Annotated in this window: 11 protein-coding genes and 2 pseudogenes; 4 read left to right on the top strand and 9 right to left on the bottom strand. The window is 64.9% G+C overall.

Going from position 1 to position 15,834, the window contains the following annotated elements; translation table 11 throughout:
- Window positions 1-39: 39 nt before the first annotated feature.
- The 3 genes and pseudogenes from ppc to ACVWW1_RS44190 all read right to left on the bottom strand — a co-directional run bounded on the left by ppc (window position 40) and on the right by ACVWW1_RS44190 (window position 5,568).
- Complete coding sequence (gene ppc / locus ACVWW1_RS44200; RefSeq protein ID WP_456660222.1) at window positions 40-2,847, bottom strand: phosphoenolpyruvate carboxylase; 2,808 nt, start codon at window positions 2,845-2,847, stop codon at window positions 40-42.
- 238 nt (window positions 2,848-3,085) lie between these two features.
- Entirely contained in the window at window positions 3,086-4,630 is a 1,545-nt protein-coding gene (locus ACVWW1_RS44195; protein ID WP_456660221.1) for an acyl-CoA synthetase, read from the bottom strand.
- A gap of 124 nt (window positions 4,631-4,754) precedes the next feature.
- Window positions 4,755-5,568, bottom strand: a pseudogene (locus ACVWW1_RS44190) (crotonase/enoyl-CoA hydratase family protein).
- Between the two features lie 101 nt (window positions 5,569-5,669).
- Here ACVWW1_RS44190 and ACVWW1_RS44185 point away from each other — a divergent pair.
- Both ACVWW1_RS44185 and ACVWW1_RS44180 read left to right on the top strand, forming a co-directional pair.
- Complete coding sequence (locus ACVWW1_RS44185; RefSeq protein WP_456660220.1) at window positions 5,670-6,551, top strand: SDR family oxidoreductase; 882 nt, start codon at window positions 5,670-5,672, stop codon at window positions 6,549-6,551.
- Window positions 6,552-6,794: 243 nt separating this feature from the next.
- Window positions 6,795-8,375, top strand: a complete 1,581-nt coding sequence (locus ACVWW1_RS44180; RefSeq protein WP_456660219.1) for a fatty acid--CoA ligase — start codon at window positions 6,795-6,797, stop codon at window positions 8,373-8,375.
- A gap of 53 nt (window positions 8,376-8,428) precedes the next feature.
- On the opposite strand, the gene ACVWW1_RS44175 is transcribed toward ACVWW1_RS44180, so the two are convergent.
- Together ACVWW1_RS44175 and ACVWW1_RS44170 are read right to left on the bottom strand one after the other, a co-directional pair.
- Window positions 8,429-8,902, bottom strand: a complete 474-nt coding sequence (locus ACVWW1_RS44175) for a GFA family protein (protein WP_456660218.1) — start codon at window positions 8,900-8,902, stop codon at window positions 8,429-8,431.
- A 26-nt stretch (window positions 8,903-8,928) separates the two neighbouring features.
- Window positions 8,929-10,203, bottom strand: a complete 1,275-nt coding sequence (locus ACVWW1_RS44170) for an acyl-CoA dehydrogenase family protein (RefSeq protein ID WP_456660217.1) — start codon at window positions 10,201-10,203, stop codon at window positions 8,929-8,931.
- A gap of 220 nt (window positions 10,204-10,423) precedes the next feature.
- Here ACVWW1_RS44170 and ACVWW1_RS44165 point away from each other — a divergent pair, with 220 nt between their 5' ends.
- Window positions 10,424-11,203: an enoyl-CoA hydratase-related protein gene (locus ACVWW1_RS44165; RefSeq protein WP_097670526.1), complete on the top strand. Its 780-nt coding sequence runs from the start codon at window positions 10,424-10,426 to the stop codon at window positions 11,201-11,203.
- Between the two features lie 92 nt (window positions 11,204-11,295).
- Here the strand turns inward: ACVWW1_RS44165 and ACVWW1_RS44160 are convergent, their stop codons facing one another.
- From ACVWW1_RS44160 to ACVWW1_RS44150, 3 genes are read right to left on the bottom strand one after another with little or no spacing between them, the layout of a single operon-like run.
- Window positions 11,296-11,667, bottom strand: a complete 372-nt coding sequence (locus ACVWW1_RS44160; protein ID WP_456660216.1) for a DUF6285 domain-containing protein — start codon at window positions 11,665-11,667, stop codon at window positions 11,296-11,298.
- A 1-nt stretch (window position 11,668) separates the two neighbouring features.
- Complete coding sequence (locus tag ACVWW1_RS44155; RefSeq protein ID WP_456660215.1) at window positions 11,669-12,655, bottom strand: phosphotransferase family protein; 987 nt, start codon at window positions 12,653-12,655, stop codon at window positions 11,669-11,671.
- Entirely contained in the window at window positions 12,652-13,446 is a 795-nt protein-coding gene (locus ACVWW1_RS44150; protein WP_207836337.1) for an enoyl-CoA hydratase/isomerase, read from the bottom strand. The genes ACVWW1_RS44155 and ACVWW1_RS44150 overlap by 4 nt, the downstream gene beginning before the upstream one ends.
- A 163-nt stretch (window positions 13,447-13,609) precedes the next feature.
- Here ACVWW1_RS44150 and ACVWW1_RS44145 point away from each other — a divergent pair, with 163 nt between their 5' ends.
- A complete protein-coding gene (locus ACVWW1_RS44145; protein WP_456660214.1) occupies window positions 13,610-14,392 on the top strand; it encodes an SDR family NAD(P)-dependent oxidoreductase in 783 nt (260 codons plus the stop codon).
- Window positions 14,393-14,704: 312 nt separating this feature from the next.
- Here the strand turns inward: ACVWW1_RS44145 and ACVWW1_RS44140 are convergent.
- Window positions 14,705-15,746, bottom strand: a pseudogene (locus ACVWW1_RS44140) (IS110 family RNA-guided transposase).
- Between the last annotated feature and the right edge of the window lie 88 nt (window positions 15,747-15,834).

Here is a 15,834-nt window from a genome sequence, read left to right as displayed (position 1 = left end):
CACGCTGTCGTCCCTGCTTTCGCCGGGACGACACTGTGGCTAGCCGCTATTCCGCAACCCGGCCGAGATCCCGTTGATCGTGATCTGAATCCCGCGCAGCACCTGCTCGTCCGGGTTCTGCGCGCGGTGCTCCTTCAACAGCTCCACCTGCACGTGGTTGAGCGGGTCGAGATAGGGGAAGCGGTTGCGAATGCCGCGTTCCAGCAGCGGGTTGCCCTGCAGCAGCCGGTCGTGGCCCATGATGTCGAGCAGCGTCTCGATCGCAAGATGCCACTCGCGGCGGATCTGGCCGAAGATCTTCTCGCGCAGCGCGACGTCGGGCACCAGCTCAGCATAGCGCGAGGCGATCGCGATCGAGCTCTTCGCCAGCACCATGTCCATGTTGGAGAGCAGCGTCCGGAAGAACGGCCATTGCCTGTAGAGCTCCTGCAGGAACGGCATGCCTTGCTCGGGATGCTCGGCAATCCAGGTCTCGACGGCGCTGCCGAAGCCATACCAGCCCGGCAGCATCAGCCGGCATTGCGCCCAGGAGAACACCCAGGGAATGGCGCGCAGGTCCTCGATCTCGCGGGTCTTCTTGCGCGAGGCCGGACGGCTGCCGATGTTCAAGGTCGCGATCTCGTTGATGACGGTCGAGCCCCAGAAATAGTCGGCGAAGCCTTCGGTCTCATAGACGAGACCGCGATAGGCCTTGAACGCGAGCGCGGAAATTTCCTCCATCGCCTTGAGATATTCGCGGCGTGGCGCGCTCTGCCGCGGCTGCAACAGGCTGGTCTCGAGCGTTGCCGCCGCGAGAATCTCCAGATTGCTGCGGCCGACCTCGGCATTGGAATATTTCGAGGAGATGATCTCGCCCTGCTCGGTGATGCGGATCTGGCCGTTCACCGCGCCGCCGGGCTGCGCGATGATCGCATCATAGCTCGGGCCGCCGCCGCGGCCAACCGAACCGCCGCGGCCGTGGAACAGGCGCAGCCGCACGCCGTGGCGCTCGAACACCTCGACGAGGCCGATCTCGGCCTTGTAGAGCTCCCAGCCCGAGGTGACGAAGCCGCCATCCTTGTTGCTGTCGGAATAGCCGAGCATCACCTCCTGCACGCTGCCGAGGCTGTCGACGAGCTTGCGATAGTCGTGCAGCACCAGCATGCGGTCCATGATGCCGCTCGAGGCCTGCAGATCCTCGATGGTCTCGAACAGCGGCACGATGTTGATGGCGCTGCGGCCGGACGGATTGACCAGCCCGACCTCCTTCAGCAGCACCGCCACCTCGAGCATGTCGGACATGCCCTTGCACATCGAGATGATGCACTGGGGGATCACCTCCGGGCCGAACTTGGCATGCGCCTCGGCCGCGGCGCGAAACACGGCGAGCTCGCTCTGGGTCTCCTCGGAATATTTGACGAAGGGCGAGGCCAGCGGCCGCGCGTTGCGCAATTCGCCGAGCAGCAGGCTGACGCGCGCGTCCTCGCCGAGCGCCAGATAGGACATGCCGGGATTTGCGGTGTCGAGCAGCTCGGCGATGGTGCGTTCATGCACCGCCGAGTTCTGGCGGATGTCGAGCCGCGCCAGATGGAAGCCGAAGCAATCCACCGCGCGCCGCAACTGCCGCAGCCGGCCGCGCGCGATCACGCCCGAATTGTTCGCGATCAGCGAGCGATTGAGCACGTCGAGATCGGCCTGGAACTCATTCACGCTCGCATAGGGTTCGGCCTTGCCGACCGGCGGCCGCGTGGTCTCGACCTCGAGCCGCATGGCGGTCGCCGCGAGCCGCGCATAGATGCCGGATACCGCCAGACGATACGGCTCGCCGCTCCGATGCGGAGAGGTGTCGGGCGAGCGCTCGGCGAGGATGCGCAATTCGTCCGAGATGTCGGCGAGATGTGCCGCGAGCGACAGCTCGGCGCCGAGCGTATGCAGCTGTTCGAGATAGAAGCTGAGGACCCGGCTCGACTGCAGCCGCAGCGTGCCGCGCATCACCTCCGCAGTGACGAACGGATTGCCGTCGCGGTCGCCGCCGATCCAGCTTCCCATCCGGAGGAACGAGGCGAGTTCGCCCGCCTCGCCGCCTTCGTTGATCAGGCGGTCCTCCAGTGCGCAATGCACGCGCGGGACTTCCTGCAGGAAGGTGTAATCGTAGAACGACAGGCCGTTGGCGACCTCGTCGAGCACGGTCAGCTTGGTCCGGCGGAGCAGATTGGTCTGCCACAGCGTCACGACCGCGCGGCGCAGCTGCTCATCGCTGGCTTCGCTCTCCTCCGGCGTCATCTGCAGCCGCTCGCGGCGGTCGAGCAGGTGGGCGATCTCCATCTCGCGGTCCATCGTGCTCTTGCGGCGCACCTCGGTCGGATGCGCGGTCAATACCGGGCTGACCAGCGCGTTCTTGAAGAAGCTGCGCAGGTCGGCCGGGCTGATGCCGGCCTGGCGGGCATGGACCAGCGTCTGCTCCAGCGTGCTCGGCCGCGGCGCCCCGCTGGGGCCGCGGCTGCGCATCTGGCGAATGTTGTTCTGGTCCTCGGCAATGTTGGCGAGGTGGGAGAAATAGCTGAAGGCGCGGACGATCTGCAGCGTCTCGGCAATCGACATGCCGTCGAGGATGCCTTCCAGCTCCCGCCGCGCCAGCTTGTCCTCGTCGCGATGGAACCGGACCGAGGTCTGGCGGATGCGCTCGACCAGGTCGAACACGTCGGTCCCTTCCTGGTCGCGCACGGTGTCGCCCAGCACGCGCCCCAGGAGCCGGATGTCGTTCCGGAGCCGTGCATCCTCCTCTTGTGCCGCCTTCTCAAGGAGACTGGCTTCTGCGGCACTCCTGGCACCGATGTCGGTGTCGGAAGGCATGGTCTGGGGTGACATGGCGGGCTACTCCAGAGGCTGCCGGGTTCCTCGGGAGTGTGCGCTTTTTTTTCCGCAGCGCAAGATGAACTTGGAAGCGGTGCACACTCGGCCGTCGTCCCTGCGAAAGCAGGGAACCATAACCACCGATATCCGAGGTTGGCATCAGACGGGGCCGCAGCTCGCGCAACGGGGAAATCGGTGGTTATAGGTAACGGGTCGCGCTTCGCTTGCCCGGGACGACAGCAAGTTTGCGGCCCTAGATCCTCCGCCCCGCCCGTTCCCAATACGGATCGCGCAGCCGGCGCTTGAAGATTTTTCCGGAATCCTCCCGCGGCAAATTGGTCTGGATCTCGATGTGCTTGGGCACCTTGTAGTCGGCGAGCGCGGTCTTGAGCTGGGCGCGGACGGAGGCGATGTCGAGCGTGACGCCGGGCTGCGGCTCGACCACCGCCATCAGCGCTTCGCCGAACTCGGCGTCGGGAATGCCGAACACCGCACAATCATGTACGCCGGGCACCGCATGCAGCACGGCCTCGATCTCGGCCGGATAGATGTTGACGCCGCCTGATATCACCATGTCGCGCTTGCGGTCGCAGATGAAGACGTAGCCGTCCGCGTCGATATAGCCGACGTCGCCCGAGGTGATGAATCCCTGCCGGTCGATCTCGGCGCGTTTCTCGGACTTGTTGTGATAGGTGAAATCGGGATTGCCCGCGATCCGCGAGTAGATCTCGCCGATCTGCCCCTGCGGCACCTCCTTGCCGTCGTCGCCGATGAAGCGAAGCTCGGCGCCGGGCGAGATCTTTCCGACCGTGCCGGGCTTCTTCAGCGCGTCCTCGGAATTAGCGAACGTCACCGCACCTGACTCGGTCGAGCCGTAGAATTCGTAGATCACCGGTCCCCACCATTCGATCATGGCGCGCTTGACGTCGGGCGGACAGGGCGCGGCGGCATGGATGATGTGGCGCAGCGACGACATGTCGTACTTCCGGCGCACCTCCTCCGGCAGCTTCATCAGGCGGATGAACATCGTCGGCACCATGAAGATAGTGTCGATCTTCTCGCGCTCGATCAGCTGTAGAAATTCCTCCGCGTCGAAACGCGGCATCAGCACCAGCGCGCCGCCGAGCTTGCCGGAACGCAGCCCAAAGGAATTGGGCGCCGAATGGTAGAGCGGTCCCGGCAGGATCGCTCGTGCTCCCGGCCTCAGGCCGTAGATCATCCCGCGCATCGCTTCCGCATTGGCGGTCTGCTCCGGCGTCGGCGCGAAGCGGCGCACGCCCTTCGGATGGCCTGTCGTGCCCGAGGTGTAGATCATGTTCTGCGGCTGCGGCACCACAGGGCCGTCATAGCGCGGGAACTGCGCCAGCCAGGATTCGAAATCGATCGCGAAGTCGGGCGTCGCGAGGTGATCGGGATTGATCTTGTAGTTGGCGAGGATTTCCGGGGGCGTCGGCACGCTGAGCACGATGACATAGGGCGGGATCGCGCCGCGCAGCGGATGCAGCATGTCGGCATGGCCGATCAGGACGCGCGTGCCGGAATCCGTCAGCACGTAGTTGATCTCCTCCGGCTTGAAATGCCAGTTGATCGGCACGCCATAGGCGCCGAGCCGCATCGCCGCGTAGGCCGCCTCGATGAAGGCGATGTCGTTGCGCATCAGCATGCAGACGCTGTCGCCCGGCTTGACACCGAACTTGTTCAGGCCGCTCGCAATGCGATCGGTGCGCTCGGCGACCGCAGCGTGATCGCGACGGCGACCGCTGCTGATAATGCCAAGGAAGGGCTGGGACGTTTCCATTTTGTCTTGATCCGATCTCTCGTCGGGTTACGTGGTCATTCCGGGATGGTCCGAAGGACCAGACCCGGAATCTCGAGATTCCGGGTTCGATGCCGCACATCGCCCCGGAATGACGCGGCGGTCGCTACCCCGCATCCGCAAACCTCGGCGCGCGCTTCTCCAGATTGGCGCGCACGGATTCGGTCTGGTTCGGACTGCCGAGCAACTTCTGCTGCTCGACGGATTCCGCAAGCAGCGCGGCGGCCGGATCGACCGACAGATTGTTCAGCATCCGCTTCGCGGCACGGATCGCATCCGGGCTCTTGCCGGCGATCTCGCCGCGCGACCTCGAGCGCGGCGGCGCGCGGATCGTCGCAGACTCGGGTGGCGAGGCCGTAGCTCTGGGCTTCCTGCGCCGAGAAGATCCGGCCGGTAAAGGTGAGCTCGCGCAGGATATCGTCGCGCACGAGGCTCGCGAGGATCGGCGTGCCGGCCATGTCGGGGACGAGGCCCCATTTGATCTCCATGATCGACATCCGCGCATCCGGCGACAGGAAGCGCATGTCGGCGCCGAGCGCGAGCTGGAAGCCGCCGCCGAACGCGACGCCATGGACCGCGGCGATCACGGGCACCGGAAGCTGGCGCCAGCCCCAGACCGCTTGCTGCGCGAAATTGGCTTTGCCATGGGTGCGGATGGTGAGATCGCGGCTTTCACCGCCCGGCACTCCGTTACCGCCGTCCTTCATGGCAGCGAACCGGCCCATGTCCAGGCCGGCGCAGAAGGCCCGTCCCTCGCCGGAGAGCACGACCACCCGGACGGCTTTTTCCTTGGAAAGCCGGTCGGTTGCGCCGACCAATGCCTCGAACATCGCGGCATCGAGCGCGTTCATCTTGTCCGCCCGCACCAGGCGGACATCGGCGATACCGTCTGAAATCGATATCGAAACGCGATCTTCCATCATTCCCTCCGCTTTGTTCCCTGAGTTGGCGCTTTACACAAAGGCCGTTGTCCGCTTTTAGTCAATCGACCAATTAACTGACAACCCCCGTGGAGGAAACGATGTTCTCTGATCAGCTTCTTGCCGGGCGGCGCATGCTGGTAACCGGTGGTGGCACCGGCCTCGGCAAGGCCATGGCCTCGCGGTTCCTGCAGCTCGGGGCCGAGGTGCATATCTGCGGCCGCCGCAAGAGCGTCTGCGACGAAACCGCCACCGAGTTGATGGCCGAGCATGGCGGGCGCGTGGTCAGCCACGGCGTCGATATCCGCAATGCGATGGCGGTCGACGAGATGATCGAGGCGATCTGGACCACCAGCGGTCCCCTCACCGATCTTATCAACAACGCTGCCGGCAACTTCATCTCGCGCTCGGAAGAGCTCTCCGCGCGAGGGTTCGATGCAGTGGCTAACATCGTGATGCACGGCACCTTCTATGTGACGCACGCGGTGGGCCGGCGCTGGATCGCCGGCGGGCATCGCGGCAATGTGGTGTCGATCACCGTGACCTGGGTGCGCAACGGCTCGCCTTACGTGGTACCGTCGGCGATGAGCAAGTCGGCGATCCATGCCATGACCATGTCGCTTGCGGTCGAATGGGGCCGCCACGGCATCCGCCTCAACACCATCGCGCCTGGCGAGATCCCGACCGAGGGCATGAGCAAGCGCATCAAGCCCGGCGACGAGGCCGGCGCGCGGACCAAGGCGATGAACCCGATGGGCCGGGTCGGCACCATGGAGGAGTTGCAGAACCTTGCGGTGTTCCTGATCTCCGGCGGCTGCGACTGGATCAACGGCGAGACGATCGCCATGGACGGCGCGCAGGCGCTCGCAATGGGCGGCAATGGCAATTTCTATCAGCTGCGTGACTGGAGCGACGACGACTGGACCAAGGCGCGCGAGTCGATCAAGGCCCAGAACGAGAAGGATCGCGCGGCGCGGGGCTGAAGCCCGCGTTTGCGCCTCAACCACCATAGTCGTCCCGGCGAAGGCCGGGACCCATAGCCATCGCTCCGCACCGTTGAGCTCGCTGGGGTCCCAGCGTCGCGCCACAATTGCATTCGTGGGTATGGGTCCCGGCCTTCGCCGGGACGACGATGTTGAAATAGCGCGGCCACTTCCTCCGTATTGTTTTTCCCGCGCGATGCCGCCAAACTCCGCGCAACCAAAGCAAGACGTCACGGGGGAAACATGTCCGACGCGCCGAAACTGAGCAACCTCGCCGACATGGTGCGCGACCGCGCGACAAGCCGCGGCGATGCGCTGGCCTATGAGTTCGAGGGCCGGCAGACCTCCTTCGCCGAGTTCGACATCAAGACCAACCGCGTCGCCAACGCGCTGCTCGCGATGGGCATCAAGAAGGGCGAGCGGATCGCCTATCTCGGCAAGAACAGCGACTTCTATTTCGAACTGCTGATGGGTGCGATGAAAGCCGGCGTGGTGATGGCGCCGGTGAACTGGCGCCTCGCAGGCCCCGAGGTCGCCTTCATCGTCGACGACTGCAAGGCACCGGTCCTGTTCGTCGGCCCCGAATTCATCACGCAGGCGCGCAGCATCAGGGACAAGCTGCCCAGCGTCCGCACCGTCATCACCACCGAGGGCGGGGCGCCGGAATGGCCCGACTATCTCGCCTGGCGCGACGCGCAGAGCGGCGACGACCCACGCATCGCGATCGAGCCGAAAGACATCGCGATCCAGCTCTATACCTCGGGCACCACGGGCAAGCCGAAGGGCGCGATGCTGTCGCACGCCAACTTCCTCAATCTGGTGCAGAGCGGCAACGAGGCCGAAAAGCCGGAATGGAACCGGTGGACCACCGACGACGTTTCGCTGGTCGCGATGCCGATCTTCCACATCGGCGGCTCCGGCTGGGGCGTGATGGGGCTCTATCATGGCGCCCGCGGCGTGATCGCCCGCGAGTTCGACCCAACCAAGGTGCTCGACTTCTTCGAGCAGTCCGGCATCACCAAGCTGTTCATGGTGCCGGCCGCGATGCAATTCGTGGTGCGGCAGCCGCGCGCGCGGCAGGTCGACTTCTCGCGCCTGAAATACATGCTCTATGGCGCCTCCCCGATCCCGGCGGCGCTGCTGAAGGAGTGCATTGAAGTCTTCAAATGCGGCTTCGTGCAGATGTACGGCATGACCGAGACCACCGGGACCATCGTCGCGCTGCCGCCAGAGGATCATGTCGAGGGGCTCGACCGCATGCGCTCCGCCGGCAAGGCGCTGCCCGGCATCGAGCTTGCGATCCTCGATCCGGATGGCAAGCCGCTGCCGCCGGGCCAAGTCGGCGAGATCGCCACCCGCTCCGGCTCCAATATGGCCGGCTACTGGAATCTGCCCGAGGCCACCGCGCGGACCATCGATAGCGACGGCTGGCTGCGCACCGGCGATGCCGGCTACATGGACAGTGACGGCTATCTCTACATCCACGACCGCATCAAGGACATGATCATCTCCGGCGGCGAGAACATCTACCCGGCCGAAGTCGAGAGCGCGCTGTGCGACCACCCTGACGTGGCTGAGGCCGCCGTGATCGGTATCCCCGACGACAAATGGGGCGAGGCGGTGAAGGCGGTGGTGGTGATGAAGCCGGGCAAGAGCGCGACCGCGACCGACATCATCCACTTCACCCGTGAGCGGATCGCCGGCTACAAGACGCCGAAATCGGTCGACTTCATCCCCGCGCTGCCGCGCAACCCGTCTGGCAAGATCCTGCGGCGGAGCCTGCGTGAACCGTATTGGGCGGGCAAGGACCGGCAGGTGAACTAACCTCCCCTGCCGTCCCGGCGAAGGCCGGGACGACGACGAAAGAGAAGCGCTCTTCAACCTTTCTTCATCCTCTCCTGCAGGACGCGCCAGCGCTCCTGCGCTTCCTCCGGCCAGATGTCTCTCCGATCGTAATATTCGGCGAACACCTTGGCGCCCGGCGGGAATGTGACCCAGGGCTGCTTGGACGACGTGAAGATGTGGACATCAGGCGGGCACAGGCTCGGATCATCCAGCGTGCCGACGCGGACGAACCGCACCGCCGGCCCAGCGCCCGGATAATTGCTCCAGACCGCGACCTTGCAGCGCGGGCAGCGGGCGATCTTCTGCCCCTTGCCGCTCGCCGACGGCGTGTCCACGATGTCGGGCTCGGCCGCGAGGTGCTCGACCCGCTCGGCCTCGTACATCGCATTGAGCGCGTGCACGGTGCCGGTCTCCCGCTGGCACCATGTGCAATGGCAGGCATGCACGATCAACGGCCTGCCGATGAGGCGGTAGCGGATGTTTCTGCAGGTGCATCCACCTTCCATGTCGTGCCGCCTCCCCGGTTATTGCCTCAATGCTTGCCGGCGCCCATGTAGCCGAACAGGAAGCCCGCCACCTTGCGCTTCTGGATCTCCTCGCTGCCTTCGGTGATGCGATAGCGGCGGTGGTGGCGGTAGATGTGCTCGAACGGCTTGTGACGCGAATAGCCCATGCCGCCATGCACCTGCATCGCGCGGTCGGCGGCTTCGCAGCACAGACGGTTCGCCCAGAAATTGCACATCGAGACCCGGTCCGACAGCGTGTGCTCGACCTGCGCCTGGGTGAGCTGGTCCATTTCCCAGGCGGTCTTGCGGATCAACAGCCGCAGCATCTCGGCCTGGGTCGCGAGCTCGACCAGCGGCCACTGGATCGCCTGGTTCTCGGCGAGCGCCTTGCCGAACGGTTTTCGCTCGCGGGCATACTTCACACTTTCATTAATGCAATAGACCGCAGCGCCGAGCGAGCTTGCCGCCTGGCGGATGCGGTTCTCGTGCACGAAGCATTGCGCCAGCGACAGGCCGCGGCCGACCTCGCCGAACTGCGCATCCTCTGGCACGAACACGTCAGTGAAGCTGACGCGCGGATGATCGGTCGGCATGTTGAAGGTCCACATGTACTCCTCGACCTTCACGCCCGGCGATTTCGCCGGCACCAGGAAGCAGCTGATGCCGCGGGCGTCGCCGTCATTACCGGAGGTGCGGGCAAACAGCGCGCAGTGGGTGGCGACATGCATGCCGGTGGTCCACATCTTCTCGCCATTGATGATCCAGCCCTTGACGTTGTCGCGGGTGGCCTGCACCGCCCTGGTCTCCATGTGCGTGGCGTCGGAGCCGTGCTCGGGTTCCGTAAGACCAAACGTGATGCGGTACTTGCCGGTGATCGAGCCGTCGATCATCGCCTTCTGCTCGTCGGTTCCATAGCGATCGAGCATGGTGACCAGCGGAAGATTGCCGACGATCGAGTGCTCGTTCTGCAGGTCGTTGTGCAGGCCGAGACCTTTCGAGGCAAAATGCTCGCGGATCACAGCCATCCAGAGATTGGAGCCGTCCTTGCCGCCGTAACGCTTCGGGATCGCGAAGCGCAGATGACCCGCTGCATCGGCCAGGTTCTTGACCTTGCGCAGCAGCAATTCCCATTCATGGCGCGGCAGGCCGCCCTTGTCGAAATCGGTGCGCGCCCATTCGCGACGATGGTCGAAGAAGCGGATGTTGTCGTCAGCCGCTTCCAGCGGCTTGACCTCGCGTTCGATGAAGCGATCGAGCTCGGCGAGATAGGCTGTCAGGTCAGCCGGCAGGTTGAAATCCAAGGCGGTCACTCCCGAAGATATTGTTGATTCTGGTTTTGCGTTTAGGCGCTATCGCACAGGCGCGTTCGGATCGATTAAGGTGAGAAGCACGCCGCCAAGTCAAGCAGGCCGACGAGGCTTGCACGCGCGGTCGCGTTGCGTAATTGGATGGCGCGGAACGAGGTGCAGGCGGTAGGATATCAGCCATATTCTTCGCCGCAGAAAATCGACGGGAGCAAACATGGATCTGAAATTCTCCAAGGTGACGCGCAAGGGTCCCATCACCATCGTGACGCTGTCGCGGCCCGAGGTTTACAATGCGCTGCATATCGACGCGCATTTCGAGCTCAACAAGGTGTTCGACGACTTCTCCGCCGATCCCGAGCAGTGGGTCGCGATCGTCACCGGCGCCGGCGACAAGGCGTTCTGCGCCGGCAACGACCTGAAATGGCAGGCCGCCGGCGGCAAGCGCGGCTGGGACAAGGGCGGCTTCGCCGGGCTGACCAGCCGCTTCGACTGCGACAAGCCGATCATCGCCGCCGTCAATGGCGTCGCGATGGGCGGCGGGTTCGAGATCGCGCTGGCCTGCGACCTGATCATCGCCTCCGAGAATGCGACCTTCGCCCTGCCCGAGCCGCGCGTCGGCCTTGCGGCACTCGCTGGCGGAGTCCACCGCTTGCCGCGCCAGATCGGGCTGAAGCGCGCCATGGGCATGATCCTGACCGCGCGCCATGTCAGCGCCAAGGAGGGTCTCGAGCTCGGCTTCGTCAATGAAGTGGTGCCGCAGGGCGAGGCGCTGGCCGCCGCCGAGCGCTGGGCCGAGACCATCGCCAAGAACTCGCCGATGTCGATCCGCGCCTCCAAGCAGGCGATCCAGAAGGGCCTCGAAGTCTCGCTGGAGCAGGCGCTGGCCGAGCAGCGCGAGTATCCGGCGGTGAAGGCGATGGCCGCCTCGCAGGATTACATCGAGGGCCCGAAGGCGTTTTCGGAGAAGCGTCCGCCGAAGTGGCTGGGACGGTAAGCTAATCCCCTCTCCCGTCATTCCGGGCTCGCCGCTTTGCGGCGCCCCGGAATGACAGTGGCTAGGATGGGTAGAGCGCAGCGAAACCCATCCTACTTTCCGAGTTCCCTCTTATACGACGCGTAGTTCGGCTGATCGACGGCGAGCTTGTCCATCGTGGTCTGCCAGAGATGCTCGGATAGCCCGGGTGTCTTCAGATCAACCTCGCCGCTTGCGATCTTCTCCGACAGCGCGCGGTTTAGCTCCATCAGCGTGCCATCCGTGTCGAGCAGCGCCTTCAGCCGCGCGGCCTCGGTCGCATCGCCTGCCTCGGCGAGCGCGAGCTGCCGCGTCACCAGATCGAGCGCATTGATGCCGACGCGCAGCTTGAAGCTGTTGTGCCCCTTGATCGCGGGTGCGATCTCGTTGCGCAGGAAATCGGCGACGGCCTTGATCAGTTCGGTGGGTGTCGGTTCGTCCTGCATCTCACTTTCCTCGCGGAGCAAGCAGCCTAAGCAGATCGATTTCGGTCTCCGATGCGCGCCGCCCGATCATCGCGCGCTCCATCGAGTGATCCGGGCCCAGACGGAAGCGCTGCATCATGCCGCAGCACATCACGCCCCAGCGCAGCGTGCCCATCACTTCCCAGAACATCACGCGGTCGGGGTCGGCCTTGCGGCCGGCATCTTCATAGCCAGCGAACAGGTCTTCGCGAGAGCCGAAGCCGCCGACCGGCTTGTCGATCTCGCCGAAGCGCCACGAGTTGACGCAGATCCAGCCGAGATCCTCCATGGGATCGCCGGTATGCGCAAGCTCCCAGTCGAGCACCGCGCGCACCCCGTCGGGGCCGATGATCAGATTGCCGTGGCGAAAATCGCCATGCACCAGCGTCATCTCGGACGACGGACCGGGATCGTGATCGCGCAGCCAGCGCAGCGCCAGCTCGAACACCGGCCGCGGCCAGTTGAAGCTGTGATACTCGCGGGCGAGATCCTCGATTTCCCTGGTCGCCGTCAGGCCGCGCAGCTTCGGCAGCTTGGCCTGCGGCAGGCTGTGGATGCCGGCGATGACGCGACCGAGCTGGCGCGCCAGCATCGGCCGCGCCTTGGCAAATTCCTCGTCGCGCAAAATTTTCCGCGCGATGGTCTCGCCCTCGACACGAGCCATGATGAAGCCGCGGCCAAGGCCGTCCTCCGGCCTCAGCACATGCATCACCTTCGGCGACGGCAGGCCCGCGTCATGTGCGAGCTGCATCAGCGTGGCCTCGGCATCGAGGCCGGCGGCGCGGCCCGGCGCGGCACCGTAACCCGGCGGCGCGCGGCGCAGGATCGCGCCGATAGTGCCGTTCGGGTGCACGATGTCGAACGTCCAGGTCTCCTGGCTGGCGCCGCCGGAGAGCTTCGCGGCGCCGGTGACGCCGGTCGCACCCGGATGAAACGCGGCAACGCAGCGGGTGAGTTCGGTCTCGATCATTTGCCCTTGAACTTCGCCGGCCGCTTCTCGAGGAATGCGGTGACACCTTCCTTGAAGTCCTCGGCGCGGCCAGCGATCCGCTGCGACTCGAATTCAAGATTGAGCTGATCCTCGAGGGTGTTTTCCGGACTGTCCCAATAGAGCTTGCGGATCAGCGACAGCGCGACCGTCGGACCATTGGCGAGATCGTGCGCGAGCTTCATGGTCTCCTCCATCAGCGCGCCATCGTCATAGACGCGGTTGACGAGACCCCATTCCAGCGCCTTCTCGGCCGGCAGCCGCTCGCCGAGTAGCGACAGCTCGACCGAGCGCGCCTTGCCGATCAGCCGCGGCAGCAGCCAGGTCGAGCCGCAATCCGGCACCAGGCCGATGCGGCGGAAAGCCTGCAGGAAATAGGACGAGCGCGCGCACAGGATGAGGTCGCCCATCAAGGCGAAGCTCATGCCGGCGCCGGCGGCCGGACCGTTCACCGCGGTCACGATCGGACAGTGCAGCTTACGCAATCGGCGCAGGAACGGGTGGAACGCGGTCTCCAGTGCTGCGCCGGCGTTGCTCTTGCCGGGCTTCTGCTGCTGGTTGCGGCCCTGCAGATTGGCGCCGGTGCAGAAGGCGCGGCCCACACCGGTGATCACCAGGCAGCGCACCTCGTCGCGCTTGTCGTCGATCGCATCGAGCGCCTCGGCAAGGCCGCCCAGCATGTCGATCGAGACCGCGTTCATGACTTCCTGATGGTCGAGCTTGAGGATCGCGACCGATCCGTCGAAGTCGAGCGTGACGTGCTTGAACTGCATGGTTTCCTCTTTACGTTGCTGCGGCGGTTGGTACCGCAGTAGGTCGATGGGTCGACCTATATTTGGACCCATATTTGATTTTTGTGCCGGGCTTGTCCATGGTCGGCAGCAAGCCCATCCGTGAACGCGTGATTAGCGCGCACCAAACCAAATGGAAACCCCAATGAGTGGCATCTTCGATCTCACCGGCCGCGTCGCTGTCATCACCGGCGGCAATGGCGGCATCGGCCTCGGCATCGCGCAGGCGCTGAACGCCGCCGGCTGCAACGTCGCGATCTGGGGCCGCAACGCGGAAAAAAACGCCAACGCCGCAGCCTCGATGAAGGCCGGGCCCGGCAAGGTCGCAACCCAATTCTGCGACGTCACCGATCCCGGCTCGGTCAAGACCGCGATGAAGGCGACGCTCGACACCTTCGGCCGCGTCGACGGCTGCTTCGCCAATGCCGGCATCGGCGGCGGCGGACGCCGCTCCTTCATCGACCGCACCGAGGAGGAATGGCGCAAGATGTTCGCGACCAATCTCGACGGCGTGTTTCACGTATTCCAGGCTGCGGCACGCCACATGACGGAGCGCGCCGAGGCCGGCGACAAGTTCGGCAGGCTGGTCGCGACCTCGAGCCTTGCCTCGCTGTTCGGCACCGCCCGCAACGAGCACTATGCCGGCACCAAGGCCGCGCTGAATGCGCTGTGCCGTGCACTCGGCGTCGAGCTTGCCCGCCACGGCGTCACCGCGAATGCGATCCTGCCCGGCTGGATCAAGAGCGACATGACCGCCGGCATCATGGCCAACGACAAGTTCGTCGCCAATGTGATGCCGCGCATCCCGGTACGCCGCTTCGGCGAGCCGAGCGATTTCGGCGGCATCGCCGTCTACCTCATGAGCAAGGCGTCGTCCTATCATACGACGGACTGCTTCGTGATCGACGGCGGGTACACGGCGTTTTGAGTTTCTGCGGCCGCCACATTCACCGCCGTCGTCCCGGCGAAAGGCCGGGACCCATATGTGGACGGCCCCCGTGGCACAAGAGCTTTCTGGGATTGATCGGATCGCTTGCATCCATATGTCCGGCCTGTTGAGTGCGATCGAATGGATCGCTGGCCAAGATGGTTTGCGCGATGCGAGTTCCAAACAACCACGCGACCTGTTGACGGCCGATGGGTCCCACGGATTGTCTCGCATCGTTGCTCGATCGATCGCTCCATCTGCTCTTGCAGCTCCGGGTCGGCTGACGAGCGAGCCCGCCAGCCGGCCAATCTGTTAAGCGGTACCCGTCGTCGCGGCATTCAGCCGTGCGGCGTCATAACTCTCACCCGTCACCATCAGCTTCCAGACGATGCGCGCCACCTTGTTGGCGAGCGCTACGGCCGCAAGCTTCGGCGGCTTACGCTTGATCAGCGCCAGCAGCCAGCGCGAGTGATGACCGCGCCCCCGCCTGGCCTGCTGGATCACCGCCGTGGCCCCGACGACCAGCAGACGGCGCAGGTCCTCATCGCCCGCCCGGGTAATCTTGCCGAGCCTGGTCTTGCCTGCGGTGGAATGGTCCTTGGGTGTCAATCCCAGCCAAGCCGCAAAGTGACGACCGGAGCGGAACGCGCCCGGATCAGGTGTCTTCATCACCAGCATCGTTGCAATGATCGGACCGACCGAGGGGATCTGAGCCAGGCGCCGGCCCGTGGCATCGCCGCGGTGCCAGGCCATCAGCCTGGCCTCAACCACCTCCAACTCGCCCTCGAGCCTGACGCACTCCCGGCCCAGCACGACAAACAGCTCGCGCGCCAGAGCGGGAAGCGTCTCGTCCTGCGCGATCCGCGCCAGCAGTGGTTCGATCGCCTCCAGTCCCTTGGGCGCGATCAGGCCATACTCCGCCGCATGGCCGCGGATCGTGTTGGTCAATTGGGTGCGCCGGGCGATCAGTCCGTCGCGGACCCCCATCAGCATCAGCGCAGCCTGCTGCTCGGCCGTCTTCACCGGCACAAAGCGCATGCTCGGCCGGCTCATCCGCCTCACACAGGCCTTCTGCATCACGCCCGTCATTCTTGTTCCGCATCACGTAGGGTTTAACCAATTGCGGCGCCATCAGCTTCACCTCGTGACCGAGCTTGGAAAGCTCGCGCGCCCAATATTGCGACGCCCCGCAGGCCTCCATCCCGATCACCGTCGGCGGAAGCTTGGCAAAAAACTCAAGCACCTGCTTGCGCGACAGCTTCTTGCGCAACACCGGCTGTTCCGCCGCGTCAACTCCATGCAGCACAAAAATATGCTTCGACGTATCCATCCCAATACGGATAATCTCTCTCACGGACGGTCTCCTTGTCTGAGATTTACAACAACCTCATTCTGGCACACTGATGCCGTAGGGGGCCGTCCACACCATCAACCACAGGACG

Source organism: Bradyrhizobium sp. JR3.5 (genome assembly GCF_054057015.1).
The sequence above is the reverse complement of the archived record's forward strand: the minus strand, read 5'-3'. Positions and strand labels throughout refer to the sequence as shown.

Excerpts from the sequence above, each read along its gene's own strand:
- ACVWW1_RS44195 (WP_456660221.1), bottom strand. The coding sequence starts at position 4,630 with ATGGAAACGTCCCAGCCCTTCCTTGGCATTATCAGCAGCGGTCGCCGT.
- ACVWW1_RS44175 (WP_456660218.1), bottom strand. The coding sequence starts at position 8,902 with ATGGAAGGTGGATGCACCTGCAGAAACATCCGCTACCGCCTCATCGGC.
- ACVWW1_RS44145 (WP_456660214.1), top strand. The coding sequence starts at position 13,610 with ATGAGTGGCATCTTCGATCTCACCGGCCGCGTCGCTGTCATCACCGGC.
- ACVWW1_RS44150 (WP_207836337.1), bottom strand. The coding sequence starts at position 13,446 with ATGCAGTTCAAGCACGTCACGCTCGACTTCGACGGATCGGTCGCGATC.
- ACVWW1_RS44180 (WP_456660219.1), top strand. The coding sequence starts at position 6,795 with ATGTCCGACGCGCCGAAACTGAGCAACCTCGCCGACATGGTGCGCGAC.
- ACVWW1_RS44160 (WP_456660216.1), bottom strand. The coding sequence starts at position 11,667 with ATGCAGGACGAACCGACACCCACCGAACTGATCAAGGCCGTCGCCGAT.
- ppc (WP_456660222.1), bottom strand. The coding sequence starts at position 2,847 with ATGTCACCCCAGACCATGCCTTCCGACACCGACATCGGTGCCAGGAGT.
- ACVWW1_RS44185 (WP_456660220.1), top strand. The coding sequence starts at position 5,670 with ATGTTCTCTGATCAGCTTCTTGCCGGGCGGCGCATGCTGGTAACCGGT.
- ACVWW1_RS44155 (WP_456660215.1), bottom strand. The coding sequence starts at position 12,655 with ATGATCGAGACCGAACTCACCCGCTGCGTTGCCGCGTTTCATCCGGGT.
- ACVWW1_RS44165 (WP_097670526.1), top strand. The coding sequence starts at position 10,424 with ATGGATCTGAAATTCTCCAAGGTGACGCGCAAGGGTCCCATCACCATC.